Annotated in this window: 25 protein-coding genes, 2 pseudogenes and 1 CRISPR repeat array (1 of these 28 cut by a window edge); of the genes and pseudogenes, 9 read left to right on the top strand and 18 right to left on the bottom strand. The window is 71.4% G+C overall.

Annotation, left to right across the window (positions count from 1 at the left end):
- A CRISPR array of direct repeats spans positions 1 to 1,587; the repeat unit is 37 nt; unit sequence GTGGCGGTCGTCCTCCGGGGCGGCCGAGGATCGCAAC (it extends 141 nt beyond the left edge of the window).
- A gap of 50 nt (positions 1,588 to 1,637) precedes the next feature.
- From Sdia_RS29075 to Sdia_RS30460, 6 genes and pseudogenes are all read left to right on the top strand, one after another.
- Positions 1,638 to 1,841: a hypothetical protein gene (locus Sdia_RS29075; protein ID WP_189500735.1), complete on the top strand. Its 204-nt coding sequence runs from the start codon at positions 1,638 to 1,640 to the stop codon at positions 1,839 to 1,841.
- A gap of 105 nt (positions 1,842 to 1,946) precedes the next feature.
- Positions 1,947 to 2,366, top strand: a complete 420-nt coding sequence (locus tag Sdia_RS29070) for a hypothetical protein (protein ID WP_189500737.1) — start codon at positions 1,947 to 1,949, stop codon at positions 2,364 to 2,366.
- A 187-nt stretch (positions 2,367 to 2,553) separates the two neighbouring features.
- Positions 2,554 to 3,210, top strand: coding sequence for an HNH endonuclease family protein (locus Sdia_RS29065; RefSeq protein ID WP_189500739.1), 657 nt, complete (start codon positions 2,554 to 2,556; stop codon positions 3,208 to 3,210).
- 238 nt (positions 3,211 to 3,448) lie between these two features.
- Positions 3,449 to 3,826: a hypothetical protein gene (locus Sdia_RS29060; protein ID WP_189500741.1), complete on the top strand. Its 378-nt coding sequence runs from the start codon at positions 3,449 to 3,451 to the stop codon at positions 3,824 to 3,826.
- Between the two features lie 75 nt (positions 3,827 to 3,901).
- Positions 3,902 to 4,180, top strand: a pseudogene (locus tag Sdia_RS29055) (HAD-IC family P-type ATPase); the annotation flags it as partial.
- A 2-nt stretch (positions 4,181 to 4,182) separates the two neighbouring features.
- Positions 4,183 to 4,425: pseudogene (locus tag Sdia_RS30460) on the top strand (single stranded DNA-binding domain-containing protein); the annotation flags it as partial.
- Positions 4,426 to 4,836: 411 nt separating this feature from the next.
- Here Sdia_RS30460 and Sdia_RS29050 read toward each other — a convergent pair.
- The 11 genes from Sdia_RS29050 to Sdia_RS29000 all read right to left on the bottom strand — a co-directional run bounded on the left by Sdia_RS29050 (position 4,837) and on the right by Sdia_RS29000 (position 12,349).
- On the bottom strand, positions 4,837 to 5,514 hold the full coding sequence (locus tag Sdia_RS29050; protein WP_189500743.1) for an HAD family hydrolase: 678 nt from the start codon (positions 5,512 to 5,514) through the stop codon (positions 4,837 to 4,839).
- A gap of 113 nt (positions 5,515 to 5,627) precedes the next feature.
- Complete coding sequence (locus tag Sdia_RS29045; protein ID WP_189500745.1) at positions 5,628 to 6,464, bottom strand: endonuclease/exonuclease/phosphatase family protein; 837 nt, start codon at positions 6,462 to 6,464, stop codon at positions 5,628 to 5,630.
- 56 nt (positions 6,465 to 6,520) lie between these two features.
- A complete protein-coding gene (locus Sdia_RS29040; RefSeq protein WP_189500747.1) occupies positions 6,521 to 7,411 on the bottom strand; it encodes a Scr1 family TA system antitoxin-like transcriptional regulator in 891 nt (296 codons plus the stop codon).
- Positions 7,412 to 7,572: 161 nt separating this feature from the next.
- Complete coding sequence (locus Sdia_RS29035) at positions 7,573 to 8,151, bottom strand: hypothetical protein (RefSeq protein WP_189500748.1); 579 nt, start codon at positions 8,149 to 8,151, stop codon at positions 7,573 to 7,575.
- On the bottom strand, positions 8,148 to 8,303 hold the full coding sequence (locus Sdia_RS29030) for a hypothetical protein (protein ID WP_176482276.1): 156 nt from the start codon (positions 8,301 to 8,303) through the stop codon (positions 8,148 to 8,150). The genes Sdia_RS29035 and Sdia_RS29030 overlap by 4 nt, the downstream gene beginning before the upstream one ends.
- Positions 8,293 to 9,015, bottom strand: a complete 723-nt coding sequence (locus Sdia_RS29025; protein ID WP_189500751.1) for a hypothetical protein — start codon at positions 9,013 to 9,015, stop codon at positions 8,293 to 8,295. Before Sdia_RS29025 ends, Sdia_RS29030 begins: the two co-directional genes overlap by 11 nt.
- Before the next feature lie 14 nt (positions 9,016 to 9,029).
- Positions 9,030 to 9,872, bottom strand: coding sequence for a DUF5999 family protein (locus Sdia_RS30655; protein ID WP_308435967.1), 843 nt, complete (start codon positions 9,870 to 9,872; stop codon positions 9,030 to 9,032).
- Positions 9,873 to 9,875: 3 nt separating this feature from the next.
- Positions 9,876 to 10,454, bottom strand: coding sequence for a hypothetical protein (locus tag Sdia_RS29015; protein WP_189500753.1), 579 nt, complete (start codon positions 10,452 to 10,454; stop codon positions 9,876 to 9,878).
- Positions 10,451 to 11,068: a hypothetical protein gene (locus Sdia_RS29010; protein WP_189500754.1), complete on the bottom strand. Its 618-nt coding sequence runs from the start codon at positions 11,066 to 11,068 to the stop codon at positions 10,451 to 10,453. The genes Sdia_RS29015 and Sdia_RS29010 overlap by 4 nt, the downstream gene beginning before the upstream one ends.
- Before the next feature lie 88 nt (positions 11,069 to 11,156).
- Positions 11,157 to 11,690, bottom strand: a complete 534-nt coding sequence (locus Sdia_RS29005; RefSeq protein WP_189500756.1) for a hypothetical protein — start codon at positions 11,688 to 11,690, stop codon at positions 11,157 to 11,159.
- Entirely contained in the window at positions 11,687 to 12,349 is a 663-nt protein-coding gene (locus Sdia_RS29000; protein ID WP_189500758.1) for a hypothetical protein, read from the bottom strand. Before Sdia_RS29000 ends, Sdia_RS29005 begins: the two co-directional genes overlap by 4 nt.
- 265 nt (positions 12,350 to 12,614) lie before the next feature.
- Between Sdia_RS29000 and Sdia_RS28995 the strand changes: the two genes are divergently transcribed.
- Together Sdia_RS28995 and Sdia_RS28990 are read left to right on the top strand one after the other, a co-directional pair.
- Complete coding sequence (locus Sdia_RS28995; RefSeq protein WP_191835377.1) at positions 12,615 to 13,529, top strand: DUF5753 domain-containing protein; 915 nt, start codon at positions 12,615 to 12,617, stop codon at positions 13,527 to 13,529.
- Complete coding sequence (locus tag Sdia_RS28990; protein WP_189500762.1) at positions 13,526 to 13,717, top strand: DUF397 domain-containing protein; 192 nt, start codon at positions 13,526 to 13,528, stop codon at positions 13,715 to 13,717. Before Sdia_RS28995 ends, Sdia_RS28990 begins: the two co-directional genes overlap by 4 nt.
- 198 nt (positions 13,718 to 13,915) lie before the next feature.
- On the opposite strand, the gene Sdia_RS28985 is transcribed toward Sdia_RS28990, so the two are convergent.
- The 7 genes from Sdia_RS28985 to Sdia_RS28955 form a co-directional block, all read right to left on the bottom strand.
- Positions 13,916 to 15,802, bottom strand: a complete 1,887-nt coding sequence (locus Sdia_RS28985) for an ABC transporter ATP-binding protein (protein WP_262417769.1) — start codon at positions 15,800 to 15,802, stop codon at positions 13,916 to 13,918.
- A 99-nt stretch (positions 15,803 to 15,901) separates the two neighbouring features.
- Positions 15,902 to 16,285, bottom strand: a complete 384-nt coding sequence (locus Sdia_RS28980) for a lasso peptide biosynthesis B2 protein (RefSeq protein WP_189500764.1) — start codon at positions 16,283 to 16,285, stop codon at positions 15,902 to 15,904.
- Positions 16,286 to 16,496: 211 nt separating this feature from the next.
- Positions 16,497 to 17,021: an NUDIX hydrolase gene (locus tag Sdia_RS28975; RefSeq protein ID WP_189500766.1), complete on the bottom strand. Its 525-nt coding sequence runs from the start codon at positions 17,019 to 17,021 to the stop codon at positions 16,497 to 16,499.
- Between the two features lie 16 nt (positions 17,022 to 17,037).
- Positions 17,038 to 17,832 carry an STM4013/SEN3800 family hydrolase gene (locus Sdia_RS28970; RefSeq protein WP_189500768.1) on the bottom strand — a complete coding sequence of 265 codons (795 nt, stop codon included), beginning with the start codon at positions 17,830 to 17,832 and terminating at the stop codon, positions 17,038 to 17,040.
- Entirely contained in the window at positions 17,829 to 18,308 is a 480-nt protein-coding gene (locus Sdia_RS28965) for a hypothetical protein (RefSeq protein ID WP_189500770.1), read from the bottom strand. The genes Sdia_RS28970 and Sdia_RS28965 overlap by 4 nt, the downstream gene beginning before the upstream one ends.
- On the bottom strand, positions 18,301 to 18,936 hold the full coding sequence (locus tag Sdia_RS28960) for a nucleoside/nucleotide kinase family protein (protein ID WP_189500772.1): 636 nt from the start codon (positions 18,934 to 18,936) through the stop codon (positions 18,301 to 18,303). Before Sdia_RS28960 ends, Sdia_RS28965 begins: the two co-directional genes overlap by 8 nt.
- A complete protein-coding gene (locus Sdia_RS28955; RefSeq protein WP_189500774.1) occupies positions 18,933 to 19,952 on the bottom strand; it encodes a radical SAM protein in 1,020 nt (339 codons plus the stop codon). The genes Sdia_RS28960 and Sdia_RS28955 overlap by 4 nt, the downstream gene beginning before the upstream one ends.
- A 270-nt stretch (positions 19,953 to 20,222) precedes the next feature.
- Between Sdia_RS28955 and Sdia_RS28950 the strand changes: the two genes are divergently transcribed.
- Positions 20,223 to 21,169 (top strand): NsdA family TPR-like regulatory protein (locus tag Sdia_RS28950; RefSeq protein WP_503827458.1); only part of this gene is annotated, 947 nt, incomplete at its 3' end.

Genomic DNA, 21,169 nt, shown 5'->3' with positions numbered 1-21,169 from the left:
CCGCCGGTGGCGGTCGTCCTCCGGGGCGGCCGAGGATCGCAACGCCAGCGCCTCGTTGCGGCGCTCGGACACCCACGCGAGTGGCGGTCGTCCTCCGGGGCGGCCGAGGATCGCAACGTCGTCGGCGACAACCCCGAGGCCGCCAACCAGAAGGTGGCGGTCGTCCTCCGGGGCGGCCGAGGATCGCAACGTCACGGTCGTCACCACCCGAGACTCAGAGCCGCTGGGTGTGGCGGTCGTCCTCCGGGGCGGCCGAGGATCGCAACGTGCGCTACGTGCGGATCAGCCTGTGGGCGGCCCGGCGTGGCGGTCGTCCTCCGGGGCGGCCGAGGATCGCAACACTTCGGTCAAGCGGCTCTCGGCCTGCGGACGGGTGTGGCGGTCGTCCTCCGGGGCGGCCGAGGATCGCAACTGCACGTGCGCAACCCAACCGCACGCCGCCGCCACGGTGGCGGTCGTCCTCCGGGGCGGCCGAGGATCGCAACCGCTCGGCGAGCGGCTGCTGATCGCGGGCCGGTCCGGTGGCGGTCGTCCTCCGGGGCGGCCGAGGATCGCAACAGCGCTGGGCGGGCGAAGTCCACCGTAGCGACCGGCTGTGGCGGTCGTCCTCCGGGGCGGCCGAGGATCGCAACTTCGGGGCGAGCAGCCCTTGAAGGGCGTCCATCAGCGTGGCGGTCGTCCTCCGGGGCGGCCGAGGATCGCAACCTCTGTGCAGAGCGTACGAGACGGCGACCCCTCCGGTGTGGCGGTCGTCCTCCGGGGCGGCCGAGGATCGCAACGCCGTTCGTGTCGGATGCCGCCTCCATGACCTGCGGGTGGCGGTCGTCCTCCGGGGCGGCCGAGGATCGCAACCCGTACGTACCCAGGATGGTGTTGGCCCGGTTCCACGGGTGGCGGTCGTCCTCCGGGGCGGCCGAGGATCGCAACGTCGGGGCCGCCGTGGTCCCAGTCGTCGTGCCGTGTGGTGGCGGTCGTCCTCCGGGGCGGCCGAGGATCGCAACTCAAAGCGCTACATCCTCCCGACGAGCACCGACGTCCAGTGGCGGTCGTCCTCCGGGGCGGCCGAGGATCGCAACGTCGGGGCCGCCGTGGTCCCAGTCGTCGTGCCGTGTGGTGGCGGTCGTCCTCCGGGGCGGCCGAGGATCGCAACCCCCACGTGGGGCGCAGTCCCTTGTCCTCGGCAAGAGTGGCGGTCGTCCTCCGGGGCGGCCGAGGATCGCAACTACACTTCGCAGACCGCCGACTGGGTGTCGATCTCGTGGCGGTCGTCCTCCGGGGCGGCCGAGGATCGCAACGCCGCGTTGGCGGGCACCGGAGCGGTGACCTGGGTGTGGCGGTCGTCCTCCGGGGCGACCGAGGATCGCAACATCTCCGCCTCGCGGCGGGCCCGGTACGCGTACTCGGTGGCGGTCGTCCTCCGGGGCGACCGAGGATCGCAACTACGAGGACATGGAGCAGGAGGACAACGACCTCGGCCGTGGCGGTCGTCCTCCGGGGCGACCGAGGATCGCAACGACAAGCTCTGCACCGAGCGCACCGGACGACCCGTCGTGGCGGTCGTCCTCCGGGGCGGCCGAGGAGAAGGCCATCACCAAGCGCGCCGTCGCCGTCTGGGAACAGCGGGAGGTGGCACGCCTGTGACTCACCCCGCGCCCGACCCGGCCGTGGTCGTCGAGGAACTCAAGGCGACCGTCGTCGCCCTCACGGCCCAACTCGGCGCCCTCGCCGGCGCTCCGCCAGCCCTTGCCCCCTCACCTCGCCCCGCCAGGGCGAGGCAGGGTAAGCAGGTTCGGTACCGCCAGCCGACCTCCGAGGAACTGGCCAAGCTGACCACCCTCTGAGAACAACCAGGCTTGTCTCAAAAGGAGACCGGGATCGCGGTCGGGGCGGACCCCCGCCTCATCGGGCGTTGGGCCAGGGACGCCGGCCTGCCGAAGCACAAGAGCATGACCTACGACGTGTTCGGCCAGCAGTTGACAGCCGCGGAGATCGCCAGGCACCCGAAGTGTGTCGTCACCGAGAGCACGCTGCGACACCGGTTGGCGGTCGGCCAGCCCGCCCATGCCGCGGCGACGACGCCCGCTAACCCCAAGAAGAACAACCGCACCCGGCATGCCGATACGCAGGAAGACGGCGAGTGCCAACTCGGCCGGGCAGGAAGCCCCCAGGACGACGCCGTCGACCACTGGCCCCTGACCGGTCTTCTGCGCAACCTCTCCCGCACCCAGGCCTTCGCCGTCATTGACGCCTGCCGCCACGGGTCTCGCGGTTCTGGTACTCGCGGACGGCATTCGGGGCGATGGCGGCGGGCCACCGGACGAGCACTGCCTCGACGTCGCCGGCCGCCGCGAGGGCTCGGGCCTTGAGCCAGCCCGGGCGCCGGGCAGGGTCCGGGTTCGCCGTACCTGTCGGTGACCGCCTCGGGCGGATGCAGCCGTACCGAGGAGCAGCCCGTCGCCTCAGTTCCAGCGCCGCCCCACCGCGCCCTCTCGTCTGGGTGATCTTCCGGCGTATCGCCGCCAGGAGCGCGGCCGAACCCGATATCACTGCAGCATGATCACTAAGACCGCGGCTGTCCTGGCCGGCGCCCTTCTCGCCCTTCCGTTGGCCACAGCTCCGGCCGGCGCCGCCCCTGAGCCCGTCGCCGTACTCACGCTCGCCGAGGCCATCGAGCAGCTGCCGAGCGCACCGGAGAACCGGGAGGGGTACCAGCGCACAAGCTTCAAGCACTGGGTCGACGCCGACCGTAACGGCTGCAACACCAGGGCCGAGGTGCTGGTCGCAGAGTCCCAGGTGAGGCCCACCATCGAGGCTCGCTGCCGCGTGGTCGCCGGCGAGTGGTTCTCCTACTACGACGGCGTGACCGTCACCGACCCCGGTGGCCTCGATATCGACCACGTGGTGCCGCTCGCTGAGGCGTGGGACAGCGGGGCCTCCAAATGGGACGCCGCCCGCCGTGAGGCGTACGCCAACGACTTGACTGTAGAGGCATCCCTCGCCGCGGTCACCGCCCGCACCAACCGTTCGAAGGCCGACCAGGACCCTGCGGACTGGATGCCGCCCCTCGCTGACGCCCGTTGCACCTACCTCGCCGACTGGGTGGGCACGAAGCTCCGCTGGCGCCTGGCCGTTGACGACGCAGAAAGGGCCGCGCTGGTCGACCTCTCCGGCGGCTGCGGCGAGCAGATCGACTACGAGCCCGCCCCGTAGCCGCAGTCGGCTCCGCGCCGTCTCCGCCTGCGCTCCGGGCCCTCATCGCCGGGACCGCCGAACGCGCCCCTGGCGGTGTAAGCGGGCCACCGCCAGGTGGCTGGTCCCTGGCGGTGGCCAGTGCCGGGCCTCGGGGCGTTGCCGTGGTGGCATCGAATTGCCGGGCGCCGGGGCGGGCCTGGCCTCCTCCTCCCGAACGGGACCGTGCCCCTGTGCGGGGCCGAGCTGTTACCCAGGCATGTTGATCAGAAAATGGCCCCTCCTTTTCGTTGTCCCGACCGCCCTGACCAGCCTGGTATTCGGCCTCGGTCCGGGCCCCGGCAAGGAGGGAGCCAGCGGCGCCGCCCACGCCGTCCAGTGCTCAACCTGGTGGACCGTCACCGGCAAGAAGGTCGCGGTCCGGCGCTCGGCGCCCGACCGTACGAGCGCGACGCCTTCCAGCCCCGTCGTCCGCTACCTTCACCGCGGTGACCGGATCAAGAGCTGCCTCACCACCCACAACCGCGGATCGAGCGCGTCCTCCTACACGAAATGTGGACGGCGCGGCACGGACTGGCTCATCGTCCGGGGACCGAAGGGCGGGCAGGTCCCCCTCACCTGCGTGAAGCGGCGTTGAAGGCTCCCCCCAACGGCCCGTGACCGCACCCTCATAGGTCTGACCTTGGCCGACCTACGCCAGAACTCCACGAGGGGGCTGCTTCCCCAGGACAAGGCCGCCGCCGTCAAGGAGTGGGAGGGCGAGGGCCGCAAGGTGCTGGTGGTCGGCGACGGCGTCAACGACGCCCCGGCTCTGGCCGCCGCCCACACCGGCATCGCCATGGGTCAGGCCGGCTCCGACCTCGCCCTGGAGACCGCCGACGTCGTCGTCGTACGCGACGAACTCGCTACCATCCCCGCCGTCGTCGGCCTCTCGCGCCGGGCCCGCCGCCTCGTCATCCAGAACCTGGTGATCGCCGGCATCTTCATTACCGCGGCACCGGCCTCCTCGACCTCGCCTTCTTCGACGACACCCACGCAACCTGCGCCCACACTGTCTTCCATTCCGGGCTCCTCCTCGTCGCCGGCACCGTCGAAGCCCGCGGACCCCGGCGCACCGTCGTCGGCCTGACCGTCTGGAACCTCGACGATGTCGCGGCCGTCCGCCGCGACCGGGGCCCCCAGGCCGCCCTGGAACTCGTCGGCCGCGCCCGGCCCGCGCCGACACCGGCCGTACCGGCCCACAACGAGTCCTACCAGGGTGAGGTCGCCAGCGCGGATGCGGCGGACGACCGCCTCGGGCCTGCGACCGAGGACCCGGCGGCCGAGCCCTCGGTCAACGGGAACGCCCGATGACCCCTCCGAGACGTCATTGCCGCACCAACCCCCTCATCTCCGCGGCCAGCGGACGCCGTTGCGCGCGACAACCAGCTCCAGTACGCCTTCGGGTCGGGCGCGACCGGCCCGCGAGGTCAGGGCCTCCACCACGTCGAGGTGCGCGGCGACGGCCGAGGAGTGAGCGCCCCGGTGCACGCCGGGGACGAGCAGGACGATGACTTCGATGCGGTCGAGAACAGAAGACGGGCATGGGGGCCGCTGGTCGATGCCGGAGTGTGAGGGGGAGCAGTTCGAGGAGGTCCGCCTGCTTGGTCACCTGGGGCATGCGGCGGCGAGCCAGCGGGTTGCCTCCACGACGGTTTCGCAGACGCGTTCGGGCTGCGGATCGCCGGGGGCGAGCGTCCGGCCGCGGCTGATCCAGACAGAGCCGAGCCCGGCGGTGTGCGCCCCGACGACATCGGTCGCGAAATCGCTGACCAGCCAGACCTCAGCATGGGGGGCGGCATCGAGGTCCTCGACGGCCTTGCGCATCAGATCGCCCCTGGCTTCGCAGAGGTCGGAGTCACCGGTGGTGATCACCGCGTCGACGAGGTGATCGAGCTGTGCGGTGTGCAGTTTGCGGATCTGGGTGGCGCGCTCGCCGCCGGTGATGGCCCCCAGAGTCCATCCCGCCTCCTTCAGGTCGGTGAGGGCAGCGGTGACCTCGGGCCGGTGGGGGACCAGCTCCGCGAGGCGGCGCCGGTAGCCGGCGTGGAGGTGGTCGACGGATCGGTCCAGGCCATAGCGGGCGCGGAGCAGCGTGAAGTACTCGACGCGGTCGGCACAGGCGCGGTCAGCGACCCGCAGCCAGGTCGGCTCGATCTCGGGGCAGTTGGCAGCGACCTCATCGGCGTACTCGGCGGCGAACTCCCCGGCCCACAGTTCGAAGGCGGTCTGTCGGTCGGTGAGGGCGTGGTCGATGCTGAAGAGCGCGATGCGGGCGGTGGTCACGTGCGGTTCTCCCGGTGGTGTCGAGCCGGGCGTCCCGCTGGGCGCGGTAGCAAGGACTCGGTCGTGGCGCCGGGGCGAACGCTGCGCGAGCGCTCTGCCCCGACGGGGCGTGTTCAGATGGCGAGGGTGGCGACGATGGCGTGGTGGTCGCTGAAGGGTTCCACGCCCGGAGGGGGCCTGAGCGTCTCGTGGCGCAGGACATCGGCGGCGAGGTCGGAGCTGACAAGTATGTGGTCCGGCGCGTGCTCCCAGCTCTCGCTGCCGTGCCAGTGGCCCACGGTGGCCTGGCGGACGTGGTCGAGGTGTGCGCTGCGCCAGCCGGCTTCGATCAGCAGGGCCGTGGCGTCTCGGTCGGACGGCTGGTGTCCGGGGCCGGGTCGCAGGTGCCGTGAGCGCAGGTTCGGGGGGATCAGTCCGTCCCAGTTCAGCGGGTCGGCGATGCCGCCCCACTTTTCGGGGAGGTCCGAGTTCAGGTCGCCGGTCAGGAGGCGGCGCGGGGCCCCGGCGTACTCGGTCAGCCAACTGGCCTCGATCAGCCGGTGGGCTCCCGAGAAGGGGGAGAAGTGGGTGTTCAGGTGCTCCCAGACCTCCTCCTTCGGCCGCCCTTCGAGCGTGAACCGGAACCGGGACGCCCCGTGGTGAAGGTGCCCTTCGCCGACGTTTCGCCGGTATCCGGTGGGCTGGATGCGGGGGCTGACGAGGGTGACGAGGTCGCAGCCGTGGGTGCGGCTGGGCGTGTAGATGGCCACCCGCAGGCCAGTCGCCTCCATCACGGTGCGCAGTGCCTTTCCGTGGCGAAGGGGGGAGTACCAGGGGCGCCGCCAGCCCTTGGCCTCCTGGAGCCCGACGATGTCGGGGTCCTGCGCGGCGATCAGGGCGGCGAGTTCGGCGAGGTGCCCATGGGCGCCGTCCCGGATGTTCATGGACATGATCGTCAGGGTGTCGTCCATGCGGTGGTCCTTCCTGGTCAGGGGGAGTGGAGCAGCCGGTGCTGGGCGGTCCGGGGTCAGATGCGGGCCGGTGCGGGCAGGTGGTCGATGTGCCGCTGGAGGATGGCGAGGGTCTTGGGGCGGTCGGTGGCGCACCGGGTGAGCTGGAACAGGGTTTCGCGGTACTCGGCGGCCACGCTGGCGGCGAAGTGGTGGGCGCCGTGGAGGGTCTCCGCGAGGACCAGGTCGTCGTCCGGGCCGCGGCCCCGCGCGCAGTAGGTGACGGAGCCGTGGGAGGGCAGCGGGATGGGCGCGGGAGCGGAGAGCCGGCGTATGCCGATGTGGACGTTGTGGTTGTCGGCGGTCAGCGCGTGGAGGTGCTGGAGCTGCCGGCGGTGCACCGCGGCATCCGCGGGGGCGCGAAGGAGGAGGGCTTCGTCGATGATGACGACGCAGGTGGCGCGCGGGCTGAGCTTGAGGAGGCGGGACCGGTCGACGCGCCGGAGGATGTGGTCCGCGTTGGCGGCCAGGGACCGTTCCGGGTAGGCGGCGCCGGCGAGGGCCCGGGCGTACTCCGGGGTCTGCACGGGCGCGGGGAAGTGGTGGAGGGTGTAGGCGTGGAGGTGGGAGGCGGTCCGCTCGACGCCGGTGGCCCGGGCGAGCCAGCCGGGGAGCGCGTCGGCCACCTGGTACTGCCCCTCGCTGGTCTGGTCCTGCCTGAGCAGCTCGGCGGCCGCGCGTTGTTCGTCGTCCGGGACCTGGTAGTGGTCGAGGAGGCGCGCGATCTGGTCCTCGCGCGGCGGGTGGAGGCCCCGCTCGATCCGGCCGATGGTGTGGCTGCTGACGCCGAGGCGGCGGGCGACAGCGTCGAGGCTGGTGCCCGCGTCGGTGCGCAGGTGGCGCAGGCGGGCGCCGAGGACGCGGCCCAGCGCGGTGGCCCGGGCGGCGTCGGTGGTGAAGTCGGACACGGGAAGGCGTTCCTCGGGCGGGTTGACGGGGACTCGGCGGGGTGGCGGCCGCCGCGCCCCGGCCAGGGCGCGGCGGCCGTGCGGGTACCGCGCCCCTGCCAGGGTGCGGTGCCCTCGGTTCCCGGGCCGCGGCACGAAGGGAGGGGGCGGCCCGGGATGGTCTAGGGGTGGTGGCTGGTGATCACCGTGCAGCCGAACAGCTGGCGCACGAGAGAGGTTGCGATGAGGTAGCGGCAGTCGTCGCTGATGAGGGGGACGAAGGTGTCGGCCTCGGGCTGGCCGGTCTGCTTGGGGCGGGGGTGGAGCGTGCCGCGGTAGCCGACGACGGGCGCCTCGTGGACGCGCAGCACGACGTGGCCGGCACGAAGGGAGGGGCAGGTGCCCAGAACACGGTCGAGGCAGGTGTCGCAGATGGGCGGCACCTCGGCATAGACGCCCTCCCAGGTGGGCGCGGGCGTGGGGGCGGCGAGGACCCACGGCACGCCGTCGCCGGTCCGCCCGGGCGGGCGGCCGCACTCTGCGCACCACAGGTGTTCCATGGCGTCGCGCTGCCGCCCGGGGTGGAGCGGGTCGCCGTGCACGGGCGGGCCGTCGGCGGGTCCGGTCGCCTGCCACAGGACGCTGTCGATGTCGCGCATCACGGCGTTGTGAAAGGCGTCGGTGTAGCGGACGCCGTCATCGTCGACCGTGATGGCGAGGGGCAGTGGTGTCTCTCCGGCGCGCCGGGCGGCGTACGTCATCTCCGCAGCCCTTCCTGGCGGCCGGGGTCTTCCTCGTTCTCCGCGCGGGCCACGGCGCGCACGAGCGAGGCGAACGCGCCCAGCAGCGCCAGGGCGATCGTGCCGCCGATGCCCAGGCCGAGGACCAGGGCGGTCTTCGCGCTACCGGGCATCGCGCTGGACCTCGCGCAGTTCCAGGCTCCCGGCGAGGGCCCGGGCCGCTTCCGAGGGGAGGACGGTCTCGTACGTGGCCGTGGTGCATGCGCCTGCGGGGGTGGCGTCGGTGACCGCCCTCACGCCGGCTTCGGCCAGGAGCTGGTCGACGGCGGCCGCGAGAGCGGAGACGACGCCCTGGTCGCCGTCGGCGAGGAAGTCCGCAGCCGCGATGCAGCTCTCCCGCGACCAGCCGTGGCTGGTCGCCACCTGGACGGCGCAGGCGTGCTGATGCCGAGGAGGGAGAAGGGAGAGCAGGCCCCGGGTGTCGAGGGCGCCGACCCGGACCTTCTCCGCGGGACGGGCCTCGGTGGGCACGGCCAGCCCCACGGTGCGCAGGGCGACCTGGAGACAGAGCAGCGCGCGGCGGGGTTCGTCCAGGTGCGTGTAGGCGAGCTGCGCGAGCCGCGCGTCATCGCCCGCGGGCACGGTGAGCTCGACCGTGGACGCCTCCCGGTCCATCGGCCGCAGCTTCGCCCGGGGAATCTCGGTGGCGAGCAGCCTGCTCAGCTCCTCGCCGGGACTGTCCGAGTCACCCACTCCGAACAGGGCCCGCAGCAGGCTCCGCGTTCCGGCGCGGACCCTGGTGAACTGGCCGTCCCCGGCGCAGCTCTGGAGGCCGTCGGGCGGGACGGACGCCGGAAGGACGTCGGTGGCGGTCATCGGCTTCATGTACGGCATTCCTGTCAGCGGGTGGTGCGGGGGAGAGGGCGGTGCGGCGCGACGACCTGGCCACCGGGCCCGAGGCGTCCGGAGTCGGCGAAGCTGAAGACGCCGTTACAGCGGCGTCCCCACCCCTGCTCGTCGTGGACGATCAGCAGCTCTGCGGCCTCGGCGTCGGGGGCGGACGGGTCCGGGCAGCAGGGCGTGTGCGGGCACCGCCAGCCCGGCCCGCACACCGCTTTGGCCATCGCCCGGTACTGCTCGGCCAGTAGTTCGGCGCCCTCCTCGGGGGGCCCGGCGGCTTCGCGGATCTGATTCAGCCAGCCGAGGACGTCGGGCCGCGAGACGTCGGCGATCTCGCGGACCGACGGCCCGATGTCGTGCGCCAGGACCGACTGGCCCTGGTGGCGGTGGTAGAGGGTGACCCCGTCAGCGTCCGGCGAGGCTTCGGTCCCGGCAGGGAAGAGGCGGATGCCCAGTTTGCCGAGCGTGATCAGGTGCCGCAGGTGGTCGATCTGCCGCAGGAGGAGCAGCCGCTGCTCCGGCTCGGGCCTGGGCAGGTAGTGCGACGGGTCGCCGGTCTCCTTGTGCAGGGAGAACGCGTGGGCGAGGGTCGCGGGGTGGGCGTACCAGTGGACGACGCCGACCGGCTGGTGGGTGCGCATCGGCCAGGGCGAGGCGACGCGTGAGCGCGCCCAGGTGTGGTACGCCGGCTGGCGGATCATCGGCGGCGGGACCGTCAGGCTCACCACCTCGATCTTGGGGGAGCCGGTGTCCAGGTCCCGCGCCTCGGCCAGGCTGAGCGTCGTCTTCACCGCGGGCAGGGGACGACTGGGGCCGGGGCCGAACGGGGCAGTGAGGGCCATGGGTTACTCCGGGGAGACGCTGTTGAGGTGGCTTTGGAGCATGACCGCGCCGGTGAAGTCGGGAAGGGCGGCGCGTTCGAACTCGGTGAAGGCGCCGGCGGCGGTGGTGCGGGATGCCGGGGACACGGCGGTGACCTCGTGGAGGCGGTCGTAGACCAGGAGCGGGTCCGCGTCGCCTGCCTCGTAGTAGGCCGTGAGCCCGTCGAGGTGGCCGGCGCCGGCGGTCGGTTCGGGCACCAGGTGGAAGACCAGCCGCTCACGGCGTATCTGCCAGAGCATGAACCTGAGCTGGCCGGCGATCATGTACCGGTCGGCGTCCGTACCCGGCGCCAGGCAGCCGCGCTTGAGGACCGACACCGGCGCGTACCAGTGCACCACCGCCTCCGGGACCTCGTACACACGGCCGGCGGGGGGCGTCCGGTTCATCCGGTGCGCGGCCCAGGACCGGAAGTCGGGCAGGCACATCGCCGGCGGGGGCAGACAGACCTGCACGGTGTCGATCCGCACCGCAGCCCGTTCCACCCGCTGCACGGCCGGCCACGGCACGGCCTGTTCGACGGCAATCATGCTGGCGGCGCTCACGAGGCCGTCCCCTGCTCCCCGGGCTCGGCCGAGGGCGCCGCGGCCGACAGCAGCGCCGTGGTGAGCCGGTCAGCCTGGTCGACCGTCAACTCGACGTGAAGCCCCCCGAGGGGGTGCTGGCTGATCTCGACCCGGTCGGGTTCCGTGGCCGTGACGATGCGCGGGAGGAAGTGCATGGACGCGGGCGGGATGTCCACGGTGACGGCGCCCGGCCGGTACGACGTGGCGCTGACGTCGGCCTCTTCCGGGCCCCCCACCGGCGCAAGGGCGTCGATAGCGTCGCCCAGACGAAGCGCGGCGGCCTGCGCGTCGGTGAGCGCGTCCAGCACACGGCGCGCCAGGGCCCGGGCGGCGTCGCTCCGCAGGGCGCAGGTCACCCACGGCACGCCGCCGCGGTCCCAGGCCATCACACGCACCACGGCGACCGGCTCCACACCCAGCAGCTCCAGCAGCACCTCGGGAGGGGTCTTCACCGGGGCCCGGACGTACGCCGCCAGCGCGGTCCGGTCGAGGCGCGCCACGACGTTCGGCGTTCCGAACCCGCGCATGTCGCTGTTGCCGAGGCGGGCGGCTCTCAGAGCCCTGCCGAGGAGGAAAAGGGGCGGGTGGTCCATGGGGGTGGGCCTTTCGAGTTGGGACTCCCGGCCCGCCGGGGACGCTCCGACGGGGGGACGGAGGCGGTCGACCCGGGGGCCGGGAGGATCAGGAGGGGCTGATGGTGATCAGCCCGCTGGCGGCGACGCGGTCGTGGGGCGGCGGCGGCCCGTACTCGGTGAGCAGCGCCCGCAGCGGCCCGGGCGGCACCCGCTGCGCGGCGGCGAAGGGCCGCGCCCAGTAGGGGCCGGGGCCCGAGTCCGCGCCGGGGCCGGGCAGCGGCACCGCGTACGGAGCCCCGACGCACAGCGCCGCCGGGTGCCCGGCCCAGCCGGCGGCGGTACCGGGCGGCACGCACCACAGCAGCAGGCCCGGCGCCGGCAGCCGGACCACGCCGGCCGTGACGCCCTGGACCTCGTCCATCGCGCGCAGAGCCCGCGCGGCGGCCATGCCGTCGCTGGTGACCACCAGGTCGAAGGTCCCGCCGAGGGGCATCGCGGCCCGCGCCTCCCCTCCCGCCTTCTCGGTCGCCAGCAGGGCCCGGATCAGTGCGAGGAGGTGCCGGTCCGCTGGTTCCTCGGACGGCGGCTGGTCGGCGGCAATCGCGGCGATGGCCTTGGGGTCGGCCGTGAGCGCTGTCACATCAGCCGCCAGTCGACCGGCGGGTGCTGCATGAAGTGGCCCGGCCCTTCGAGCCGGTCGAGGCAGGCTTCGTACGCGGCGGGGGTGTCCGCGACGCTCTGAGGGGAGAGCGCCACGATGCCGTGGGCGAGACCACGCCTGCACCAGCGCACCGCTTCGTCGAGCTGGACTCGGGAGCCGGGCTGGTCCCACAGGTTGCCGACGACCCCGAACCGGCCCTCCGACCACATCCGCACGTGAGCCAGCGTCCTGGTCGGTCGGTTCATCGCGCTCGCGACGCTGGCCTGGGCGTAGAGCACGACCGGCGGGCGCGCGAACTCGCCCGCACGGTTCTCGTACATCCGGGCCCGGCGCCGACGCAGGTGCCAGTGCTCGACGGGCCCGCACTCGCCCCAGCTCTGCGGGCCGATCCTCTCCGCCACGGCGGTCGGCCGGGTCAGCACCGGTGCCGGAGGCGACGGTACCGGCAGCCGGGGCTTCCAGCCGTCACCAGGCCCGGCGCCGGCCTCACCGTCGACTAGCTCGACCCGTGCTCTGCTCAGGAGCGCGTCGACCAACTGCTCGTCCGCCTCCGAGAGCGCGGGCGGCTCGTACGACGGGATGGCGTCCCAGGCCGCCTCGCGGCAGCTCGGCCAGGCGGCCACCTGCTCAGTACCCATCGGAGCCTCCAGGGCCGGGGAATGCGCACGGAATGAAGTGAAAGCAGACGCTATGCGGCAGTCCAAGACTTATGCCGGTCCCGGTACGTGTTGAGCGCCTGTTGAACTACCGTGGGCGGCGCGGCCAGTGAGCTGCAACCGAAACTGCAACCGCAATTGCGCTTGCAGTTGAGATGGCATATGCGCGAATGTGCTGGGCTGGCGCTCAATGTGCAGCGCGATGCCACAATCTGTCTGGGCGTCACTGAGAGGGGAAGTTCGGGCCATGGGTCGTCAAGAGCGCAGCGGCGGAGCCAACCGTGCGGAGCTGGGCCTGTACCTCAAGGGGGCCCGCGAGCGGGTCTTCGTGGACGGCCGGCCCATGACACGGAAGTTCGTCGTGGCGCATCCGTCCATCAAGCCCTTCAAGATTTCTGAGCACACCCTCGTCCGGATCGAGAACGGTCAGGCCCGTATCCGCACGAAGCCTGTGCTCAAAGCCCTGATAGAGCTCTACGGAATCGATGACCTGGAACAGCAGGAACGGGTGATGGAGCTCTGGTCGAAGGACAGGAGCAACGAGGACTGGACCACGGCCTTCAGGCCCGTGATGTCGCCCAGCATGACGGCCTTCGTCGGCCTGGAGGCCGACGCCGAATCGATCAACCTCTACCACCCCGGGATCGTGCACGGACTGCTTCAGCACGAGGACTACGCCAAGGCCCTCTACGAGGCGGAGCAGAATGTTGCGGACACCACGAACACCTTCATCCGCACCCACGTCCAACTCCGCGCCGAGCGCAAGCGGCGAGTCCTGCAAAGACAGCCGAAACCCGTGTACATCCACGCCATCCTCAGTGAGGCAGCTCTACGAGCGAGAGTCGGAGGGCAAGACATCATGCGCAAGCAGTGGGACGAACTTGCGATGCTCTCCCGCCTTCCGCACGTCAGCATCCAGGTCCTCCCCCTCAACAGTGGCGGCTACCGCGCCACGCACGACTTCGCAGTCCTGAACCTGAGGAAACCTCTGCGGCCGGTGGTCCAGACGGACACCGCCTGGGGAGCCCTCAGCACCAGCGACAAGCCTGCCCAGATCGAACGCTTCGCCCGAGCGTTCTCCACGATGTCCAGCTTTGCGCTGGCCCCGGAGGAGACTCCGGAATACCTGTACAAACTCGGAAACGAAGGGGTCACCCCGTGACCAACACCGCAGACCACATCGAGTGGCGGAAGAGTTCCTACAGCAGCGGAGGCTCCGGCAACTGCGTAGAGGTTGCCGCCACGCCAGGCAGCGTCCGCGTTCGCGACTCCAAGGACACGAGCATCCGGGGGTTCGCCGTCAGCGGCGATGCCTGGAGCGCCTTCCTGGGCGATGTTCCTGCGGAATAGCCGCGGGCATCACTGAACGAGGAAATCGGAGATCACGGAACCACCAGCGAATCCAGCGGGCCCCCTCAGAGGCGTTGAGGGGGCCCGCTGGCCTACGTGCACGGTCCGATTCTAGGGCTGGGGTGATCCGGCCCGGCCGGGAACGCGCGGAATCGATCAGCGGCCCCTCAGCAGGGGACGTTGAACACCGAACGCTGGTCACTGGACCAGTTCGGTTCCGCTTTGGAGTTGGTGTAGCTCGGCGAAGCGGCTGCCGGGCTGGTGTAGCAACTCGTCGTAGGTTCCGGATTCGGTGACGCGGCCGTGGTGGAGGACCACTACGCGGTCGGCGATGCGGGCTGAGGCGAGGCGGTGGGTGACGAAGAGGCCGGCGCGTGCGTCGGTGAGGGCGCGGAATCGCTGGAGGACTTGGTGTTCGGCGCGGGCGTCGAGGGCTGCTGTGGGTTCGTCGAGGATGTGGACGGGGGCGTCGGCGTGGAAGGAGCGGGCGAGGGCGAGGCGTTGCCATTGGCCGCCGGAGAGGTCGTGTCCGCCCCACCATGAGCGTGCCAGGGAGGTGTCCAGGCCCTGGGGGAGTGCTGCGAGGACGGTGTCGGCGCCGGAGGCGCGGGCGGCTTCCATGACGGCTTGGTCGCCTTCTGGCCGGGGTGTTCCGAGGTGGATGTTCTCCCGTGCGGTGAGGGGCCAGCGGGTGTAGTCCTGGGGGGTGAGGGCTAGTTTTGCCCAGACGCTTGCCGGGTCGATGTCGGCCAGGTCGAGGCCGTCCCAGCGCACGGTACCGGTGTCTGGGAGGTAGAGGCCGGTGAGGAGCTGGACGAGGGTGGATTTGCCGGCGCCGTTTTCCCCGATGACGGCGACGAGTTCGCCGGAGCGGAGGTCGAAGTCAAGTTGGTCCAGGGCGGGCCGGTCGGCCCCCGGGTAGGTGAAGGTGATGTTGCGGGCGGTGATGAGCGTGGGTGGTCCGGCGGGGAGCTGGAGGGTTCCTCTGCGGGTGCGGTGGTGGTCGGCGTCGGTGAGGAATGCGGACCAGTCGTCCAGGTAGAGGCCGGTGCGGAAGACGCGGGCGGCGGCGCGGGTGAGTGTGGTCAGGGCGGCTGAGGCGGTACGGAGGGCGAAGAGGGCGGTTCCTGCGGCGGCGAGGTCGATGCGGCCGGCGGTGACCATCCAGGCGAGGGCGGCGAAGCAGCCGGCGAGGGCCAGGGAGGAGGCGGCGTCGCCGGTGAGCTGCACGCGCAGGGAGCGGAGGGCGGCGGTGAGCACGTCGTGTTCGAGGCGGTCGGAGACCTGCCGGTAGCGGGTGCTGAGGAAGGGGCCCATGGCGGAGGCGCGGATTTCGGCGGCGGTGTTGCGGTCGGTGCTGTAGCCGCGCAGGGACTGCCGGAGGCGGGAGTCCGCGCGGGAGGCGTGGACGGCGGCGTGTTCGAGGCGGGCGGCGCGCAGGGAGGCGACGGCGCGGGGTGCTGCCGCGAGGAGGAGCAGGGCGAGGAGGGACGGGTCGAGCGTGGCGAGGACGAGTGCGACGGCTGCGAGGCGGGCGGTGGTCGAGATGAGGCTCTGGGCGTCCGCGACGAGGTCGCGGGCGCTTTCGGCGCCCTTGCCGGCGGCGTCGAGAGCGTCTTCGAAGCCGGGGTGCTCGTAGGCGATCAGCTCGACGCGGGCGGCGGCGTCGAGGACCTGGAGGTCGGCTTCGCGTGAGCACTTCGGGCCGAGTCGGGCTGCGGCCGCGCGGGCGGCCGCGTCCGCGAGGGCGGCTCCGGCGAGCGCGAGGACCAGGGTGACGCAGGGCGTGGTTGCTGCCGAGAGCAGGGGTGCAACGGGCCGGCCTGTGGAGTGGGCGGTGGCCATGTCGAGGCCGGCTGCGAGTACGGCGGTTGTCGCGGTCAGGGCGAGCGCCGCGAGGGCGGCGGCCGTGACTTGTGCGACGACCATGCAGACCACGGCTGGGCGGTCGGCGCGCCAGGCGAGGCGGGCGGTGCGGGCCAGGACGGCGGGCATCCGCCGGGCGGTTCGGCCTATGCCGGTGGTGGGGCGGCTGTCATCGGCCAGGCGCATGACGGGGACGTCGGGCGGGGTGGGTGTTGTCACTCCTCCGGTGTATGGCGGGCCGTGGCTCCGGCGCACGGGGATTGCCTGCGGTGTTGTGCAGATCAGCAGGTCAACCCCTGAGGGCGTCAACATGGCGCCTTACGGCTCACCCTTTCGGGGGTGCGGTACGGGAGGTGTGGCGAGGGTGCCGACCCAGGGGCGGCGGGGGTCGGGGCGGTCGCGGCCGGACAGCCCGAATGCGCCGTTCTCGGTCCACACCCACGCATGTGCCTCGGCGGGCAACTGCCGTGCGCCCAGCACCCAGTGGGCCTGTCGGCCGCAGAGCGCCAGGGCGAGGACCGTCGCGAGCGAGATTTCCATGCAGGCGATGCGGCCCCGGTACCAGGCCGGGTGGATCTGCAGTACGGCGGCCGAGACGGCGCCGGCCAGAGCGGGTGAGGCAGCGGGCAGCACCCGCAGAGGCGCCAGGGCCCGGTCATCAGCATCAGAGAGCGCCAGCCAGGTCCGGGCCAGCCAGCGCACCGGACGGGAGGGGGCCGTTCGGTGTCCGGGGCCGGCGCCGCCACATCGGGCATCTGCTCAGGCAGTGTCTGGAGCTCCGGCCCGGCGATGGTGAGGTACCCGACGTGACGAGCTGGTCGATGGTGGTCCGGATGGTGTGCTCGGCCTTCTCGCCGTGGCCTTCGGCGGCGAGCGTCGCGACGAGGGCCCAGGCCGTGGCACCGGACCGCCATCACGTGAGGTCGACTGGCGTCAGAGTTGGCCGGGAACGCACCGCGTCGTTCTGTGTGATGTTCTGCTCTATCTCGTTGCCCGTTCCAGTTCCCTGCGGGGCGGTGGATGAGTGCTGGGCTGCCAGGAAGAGGGCGAGGGGGCCCGCGGGGAGCAGGAACTGGCCGCGTTGCACTGCGGCCAGGGCCTCGTGCATCGGCCACCAGGTGAGTTTGAAGTCGGCCTCGCTCGGGGTGAGCTGCTGGGGCCCCAGGGTCAGTTCCTCGGCGAGGAACAGGTGCACCCTCGCCGGGGAGGCGAGGGTGGGAGTGAAGGAGCCAAGCGGCTCCCAGCGTGCGCCGGTCACGCCCGCTTCCTCCAGGAGTTCCCGCTGAGCGCACTCCAGGGGCGTCTCGTCGTTCTCGAACCGCCCGCCGGGCAGGAACAGGTACTCGCCACCATGCTGGGGGAAGTGTGAGCTGAGGAGTGCGATGTTGCCCTGGGCGTCCCGGGCCACGATGACGGATGCATGCGGGGTGTTGGCCATCGCGGGATGGTAGCGCCTAGCGATGGACCCACGCGGCGTAGGGGACGTTGAACACGGCCGGGTGGGCGATGCCTCGCCCGTTGAAGCCGTCGTCTCCGTAGGCGTCCCCGTGGTCGGCGCACATGATCACCAGCCAGGTTCCGTGCTGCTTGAGGCCGTCGAGGAGGCGCCCGAGGTGGGTGTCCGCGTACGCGAGCGCTGCTCTTTGCGAGGCGGCCGTGTCCGTACTGGAGCCCAGGTAATGCCCGTGGGGGACGTGGGTCGCCGAGACGTTGACGAAGAGAAACGGCGGCTGCTTGTTGCACGCGTCGGCAAGGGCGAGGGCTTCGTCCACCTGGTGGCGGGTGGAGTCGCTGTGAGGGGAGCAGAACTCCGGCCGCCAGCGGTCCACGTCGAACATGTCCGGCAGGACGGAGCCCAGCGGGGTTTCTCGGGAGAAGTAGGTGACGCCACCGACGCACAGGGTGCGGTAGCCGTGCGCCTTGAGGCCGGCCAGGAGGTTCGGGGCGTCGAACAGGAACGTCTCGGCCGGCACAGTTTTGAAGGCCGGTGGGCGGCACTCCCAGAGGCGGGTTGGCTGGACGGGCTGGGGCAGCTTGGGAAGGAAGCCCGAGAAGAACGCCATGTGGGCCGGAAGGGTGAACGTTCCCGGCGTCTGCCTGCGCTCCCACCGGCCGCCCGGCAGATGAGCGGCGAGCCGCGGCGTGAGCCCGGAGCCGAGCGCGTCTTGGGCAACGTCGTAGCGCAGCGAGTCGAGGGTGACGAAGAGGATGCCGTGCCCTGCGGAGATGATCTCGGCGGCGTCGATCACGTCCGGCCCTCCTTCGGCTGCCAGGGGCTGATCGTGCCCCTCGCGCGGTCGTTGACCGGGATGGGCACCAGGTCACCGCTGATCATGTCGCGGATGGTCGCGAGGCCGGCCTCCTGGAGGGCTTCACCGCCGGGGCCGTGGAGCCGGATGCGTACGTGCCCGTCGGAGTCGGACAGCCACGCCCCGGCCACCGGCGCCTCTTGCAGCGCGGAGAGGAACTCCTCCTCGGTTCGGGCGCCCATAGTGGTGACCTCGCAGGCGTAGTGCCGGGCGTTGACGGCTCCTCTGCACAGGCGGTCGGCGTAGGCGGCGATCAGAGGGCTGCCGCTGTGGGCGACGAGCAGACGGCGCACCTGGTGAGTCACGACCAGGCATGAGCCCAGCCACCAGGCGACGCCTTCGTGCAGGTCGGAACGGTGGATGCCGACGGCGCCGCCTTCGCGGATCACCGATGCGGTGTCGATCGGGTTAAGCACGCGGGTGCTCCAGGTGGCTGAGGATGATGTCGACCAGGTCTTCGGGGGTCGCCTCGCTGGTGTCGAGGCACACCGCACTTGTGTCCTGGGCCGCGACGCGCTCGAAGTTCGCCAGCAAGCTGGTCAGCCGGCCGGGGACGGAGAGGAGTTCGTGATCGTCCGCTTTGATGTCCTGCTTGGTGGTCAGGCGCTCGCGCAGCCTCTGCTCGGTGCAGGTGAGGTAGAAGGTACGGGTTGGATTGACCAGGTACTCGCGGAAGGGGAGGAGTCGCTCGACGACCGCCTCAATCGGCACTTGGTGCACTGCGGCGTGGCACGCTGTCACGGAGGAGACGTACCGGTCGGCTACGACCGGGCCCAGGGTGCGGGCCTGCCGGATCAGGTCCGAGGCGTGGAGCAGCCCGGAGAGGTAGAAGGCGAACTGAGGCAGGGGACGCAGGACCGCGTTGACTGTGACGGACCAGCCGTTGTGGGGCGCGGGCAGAGTGTGGAGGGTGGTGGCGCTCAGGCGGTCGCGCAGGACGGCCGCGAGCGTTGTTTTACCGATGCCCGAAACGCCTTCCAGGACGATGAAGGGGCCGTTTCCGTCGTTCTGGGTCGGCAGGTAGGGCGTGCCGATACTGTTCACAGGGACCCCTCGGTGAAGGCGCTGACGTGGCTCGCGGTGGTCTCGGCAAGGTGCCCGGGGTGGTTCACGAGCGAGGTGACGTCAAGGCGTAGGTCGTCGCGGAGCAGGCACGGCTGGAGGCTGCCGGTGTGGTCCAGGCGCAGGGCCCAGAATCCCTCGACGCAGTGCGTGCGCTTCGGGCAGGCTCCGCACTGCCCGACGTGGTGGCGGCCGAGGTTGCGGTGAATGACGTCGATCTCGACTCCGTCGACGCGGAACACCCGCCGCCCCTGGCCGACCCCGGTGACCTCGGTGCGTTCGTCGGCCGTGAGCGTCCGCAGATGGGCGATCAGCGCGTCCGCAGAGACGGCCGAGGAGGCGCGGGATTCGTTGAAGTCGGTGCTGACCAGTTCGATGAACTGCACGGGCAGGCGCCGGTTCAGCGAGAACTCCAGGATGGAGCCGATCTCATGCTCGTTCTCCCGCTGGAGCAAGCAGTTCAGCTCCACCTGCGGGAAGATGCCCCGGGCCTGCTCGATGCCGTCCAGAACGGCATCAATGCTGATACGGGTATTGGCGATGGCGCGTATCGACTCGTCCGAGAAGTAGTGCAGCGACACCTTCACCTTGTCCAGGCGGGTGCCGGCCAGCCACGACCGGTGATAGCGCACACGGGTGCCGTTGGTGATGAGGGTGTAGGAGCCGTCGGCCCCCAGGTCCGGCAGGTTCTCCAGGACAGGGCGGGCCAGCGGTGACGTCAACGGCTCCCCGCCGGTGAAGTACACCCGTTTGAGTCCCGCACCGGCCAGTGCCTCGATCGAGGTCAGGTAGTTCTCGGCGGAGAACTGCTTCATCCGCGGCTGAAGTGACCGGTTCGCCCGGGTGACCGGCGGCGGGATGTCGCCCTCGTTGTGGCAGAACCAGCAGGCGATGTTGCAGCGGGGGGTGAGAGAGACGCGCAGCTGTCCGCGGAGGGCCGCGAAGTTGCGCAGGGCGGTGTAGTCGACAGCGGAGCTGTGGTCAAGCGGAACGGCCATGATGCTCTCCTGAAGAGAGGCGGTGACGTTGTGAGTGTCTCGGCGGGGCAACGCCGTATCCCTGTCGGCAGAAGGGAGGCCCCCGGTCGCCGAGGTGATGCCGTGATCGGCCCTTCTGCACTGAGTAAAGCTCTGTCAGGACGGCCGCCGACAGCTCACAATGGGGGCTCACACATCACAAACTCAGCCCGTTTGTGAGCCCCCCCTCACGGCCGCACGGAAGGCTCCCGGGCGAGCGGACGCACGGGTGCAGAGGGCCCGGCGAAGGAGGTGCGCGTGGCACGGTGGCAGGAGCGGGACTGGCAGCCGAACGAAGACTTAGAACGGCTCGTGGCGGCGTCTGGCGCTAGCTACGAATCGCTCGCGAAGCGGGTCAATGTGCTCGCAGAACAAGCAGGCAGACCGACCGAGTACACCCATACGAGTGTTACCAACTGGGTACAACGAGGCATGATCCCGCGAGCCCCCGCACCAGCTTGCATAGCCGCTGCGCTGGGCGAACGCCTGGGGCGGCGCGTCGACTTGAGCGAGATCGCCATGACGAGATCGCGCCGCGAGACCGGCATGATCGGGTTGGATTTTCCTCGTAGCCCGTCAGACGCCGTGCGCGGCGCCATCGCCTTCTGGAGACTTGTGGACCGCCGCAACTTCCTTCACGGCTCCTTCGCCGTTGGAGCCTTCGCCCTCCCGACCACCCGGTGGCTCGCTGTCCCCGCTGCCGCTGCCGTTCCACCCGCCGAGCACCGCGGCGCCCGGCGCGTGGGCCAGGGCGAACTGGACGAGCTGTGGGAGGCCGTCGAAGACGCGCGCATCTGGGACTCGAAGTTCGGCGGCGGCAACTGGAAAGCGTCCTCCGTCACCGTCTGTTTGCGGGACCGCGCCGCGCCCATGCTCCAGGGCAGTTGCAGCGAGAAGGTCCGCCAGGATCTGCTCCGGGTGACGGCCGAGCTGTCCCGCGTCGTCGGCTGGTCCGCGTTCGACAACGGCCAGCACGACGCCGCCCAGCGCTACCTCATCCAGGCCCTGGCCATGGCGCGCGCTGCCGGCGACGTCCAGGTCGGCGCGTACGTACTCTCCACCATGTCCCTGTCCGCGTTCCTCCGCGGGCATCCCGGCGAGGCCGTCGACATGGCCGAAGGAGCGTACGAACGGGCCAAGCACGTCGCCAGCCCCAAGGTCCTGTCCTTCGCGAAACTCGCGCAGGCCCGCGGCCCACG

The sequence above is a fragment of the Streptomyces diastaticus subsp. diastaticus genome (assembly GCF_011170125.1).
GTDB classification, from domain to species: Bacteria; Actinomycetota; Actinomycetes; order Streptomycetales; family Streptomycetaceae; genus Streptomyces; species Streptomyces diastaticus.
The sequence above is the reverse complement of the archived record's forward strand: the minus strand, read 5'-3'. Positions and strand labels throughout refer to the sequence as shown.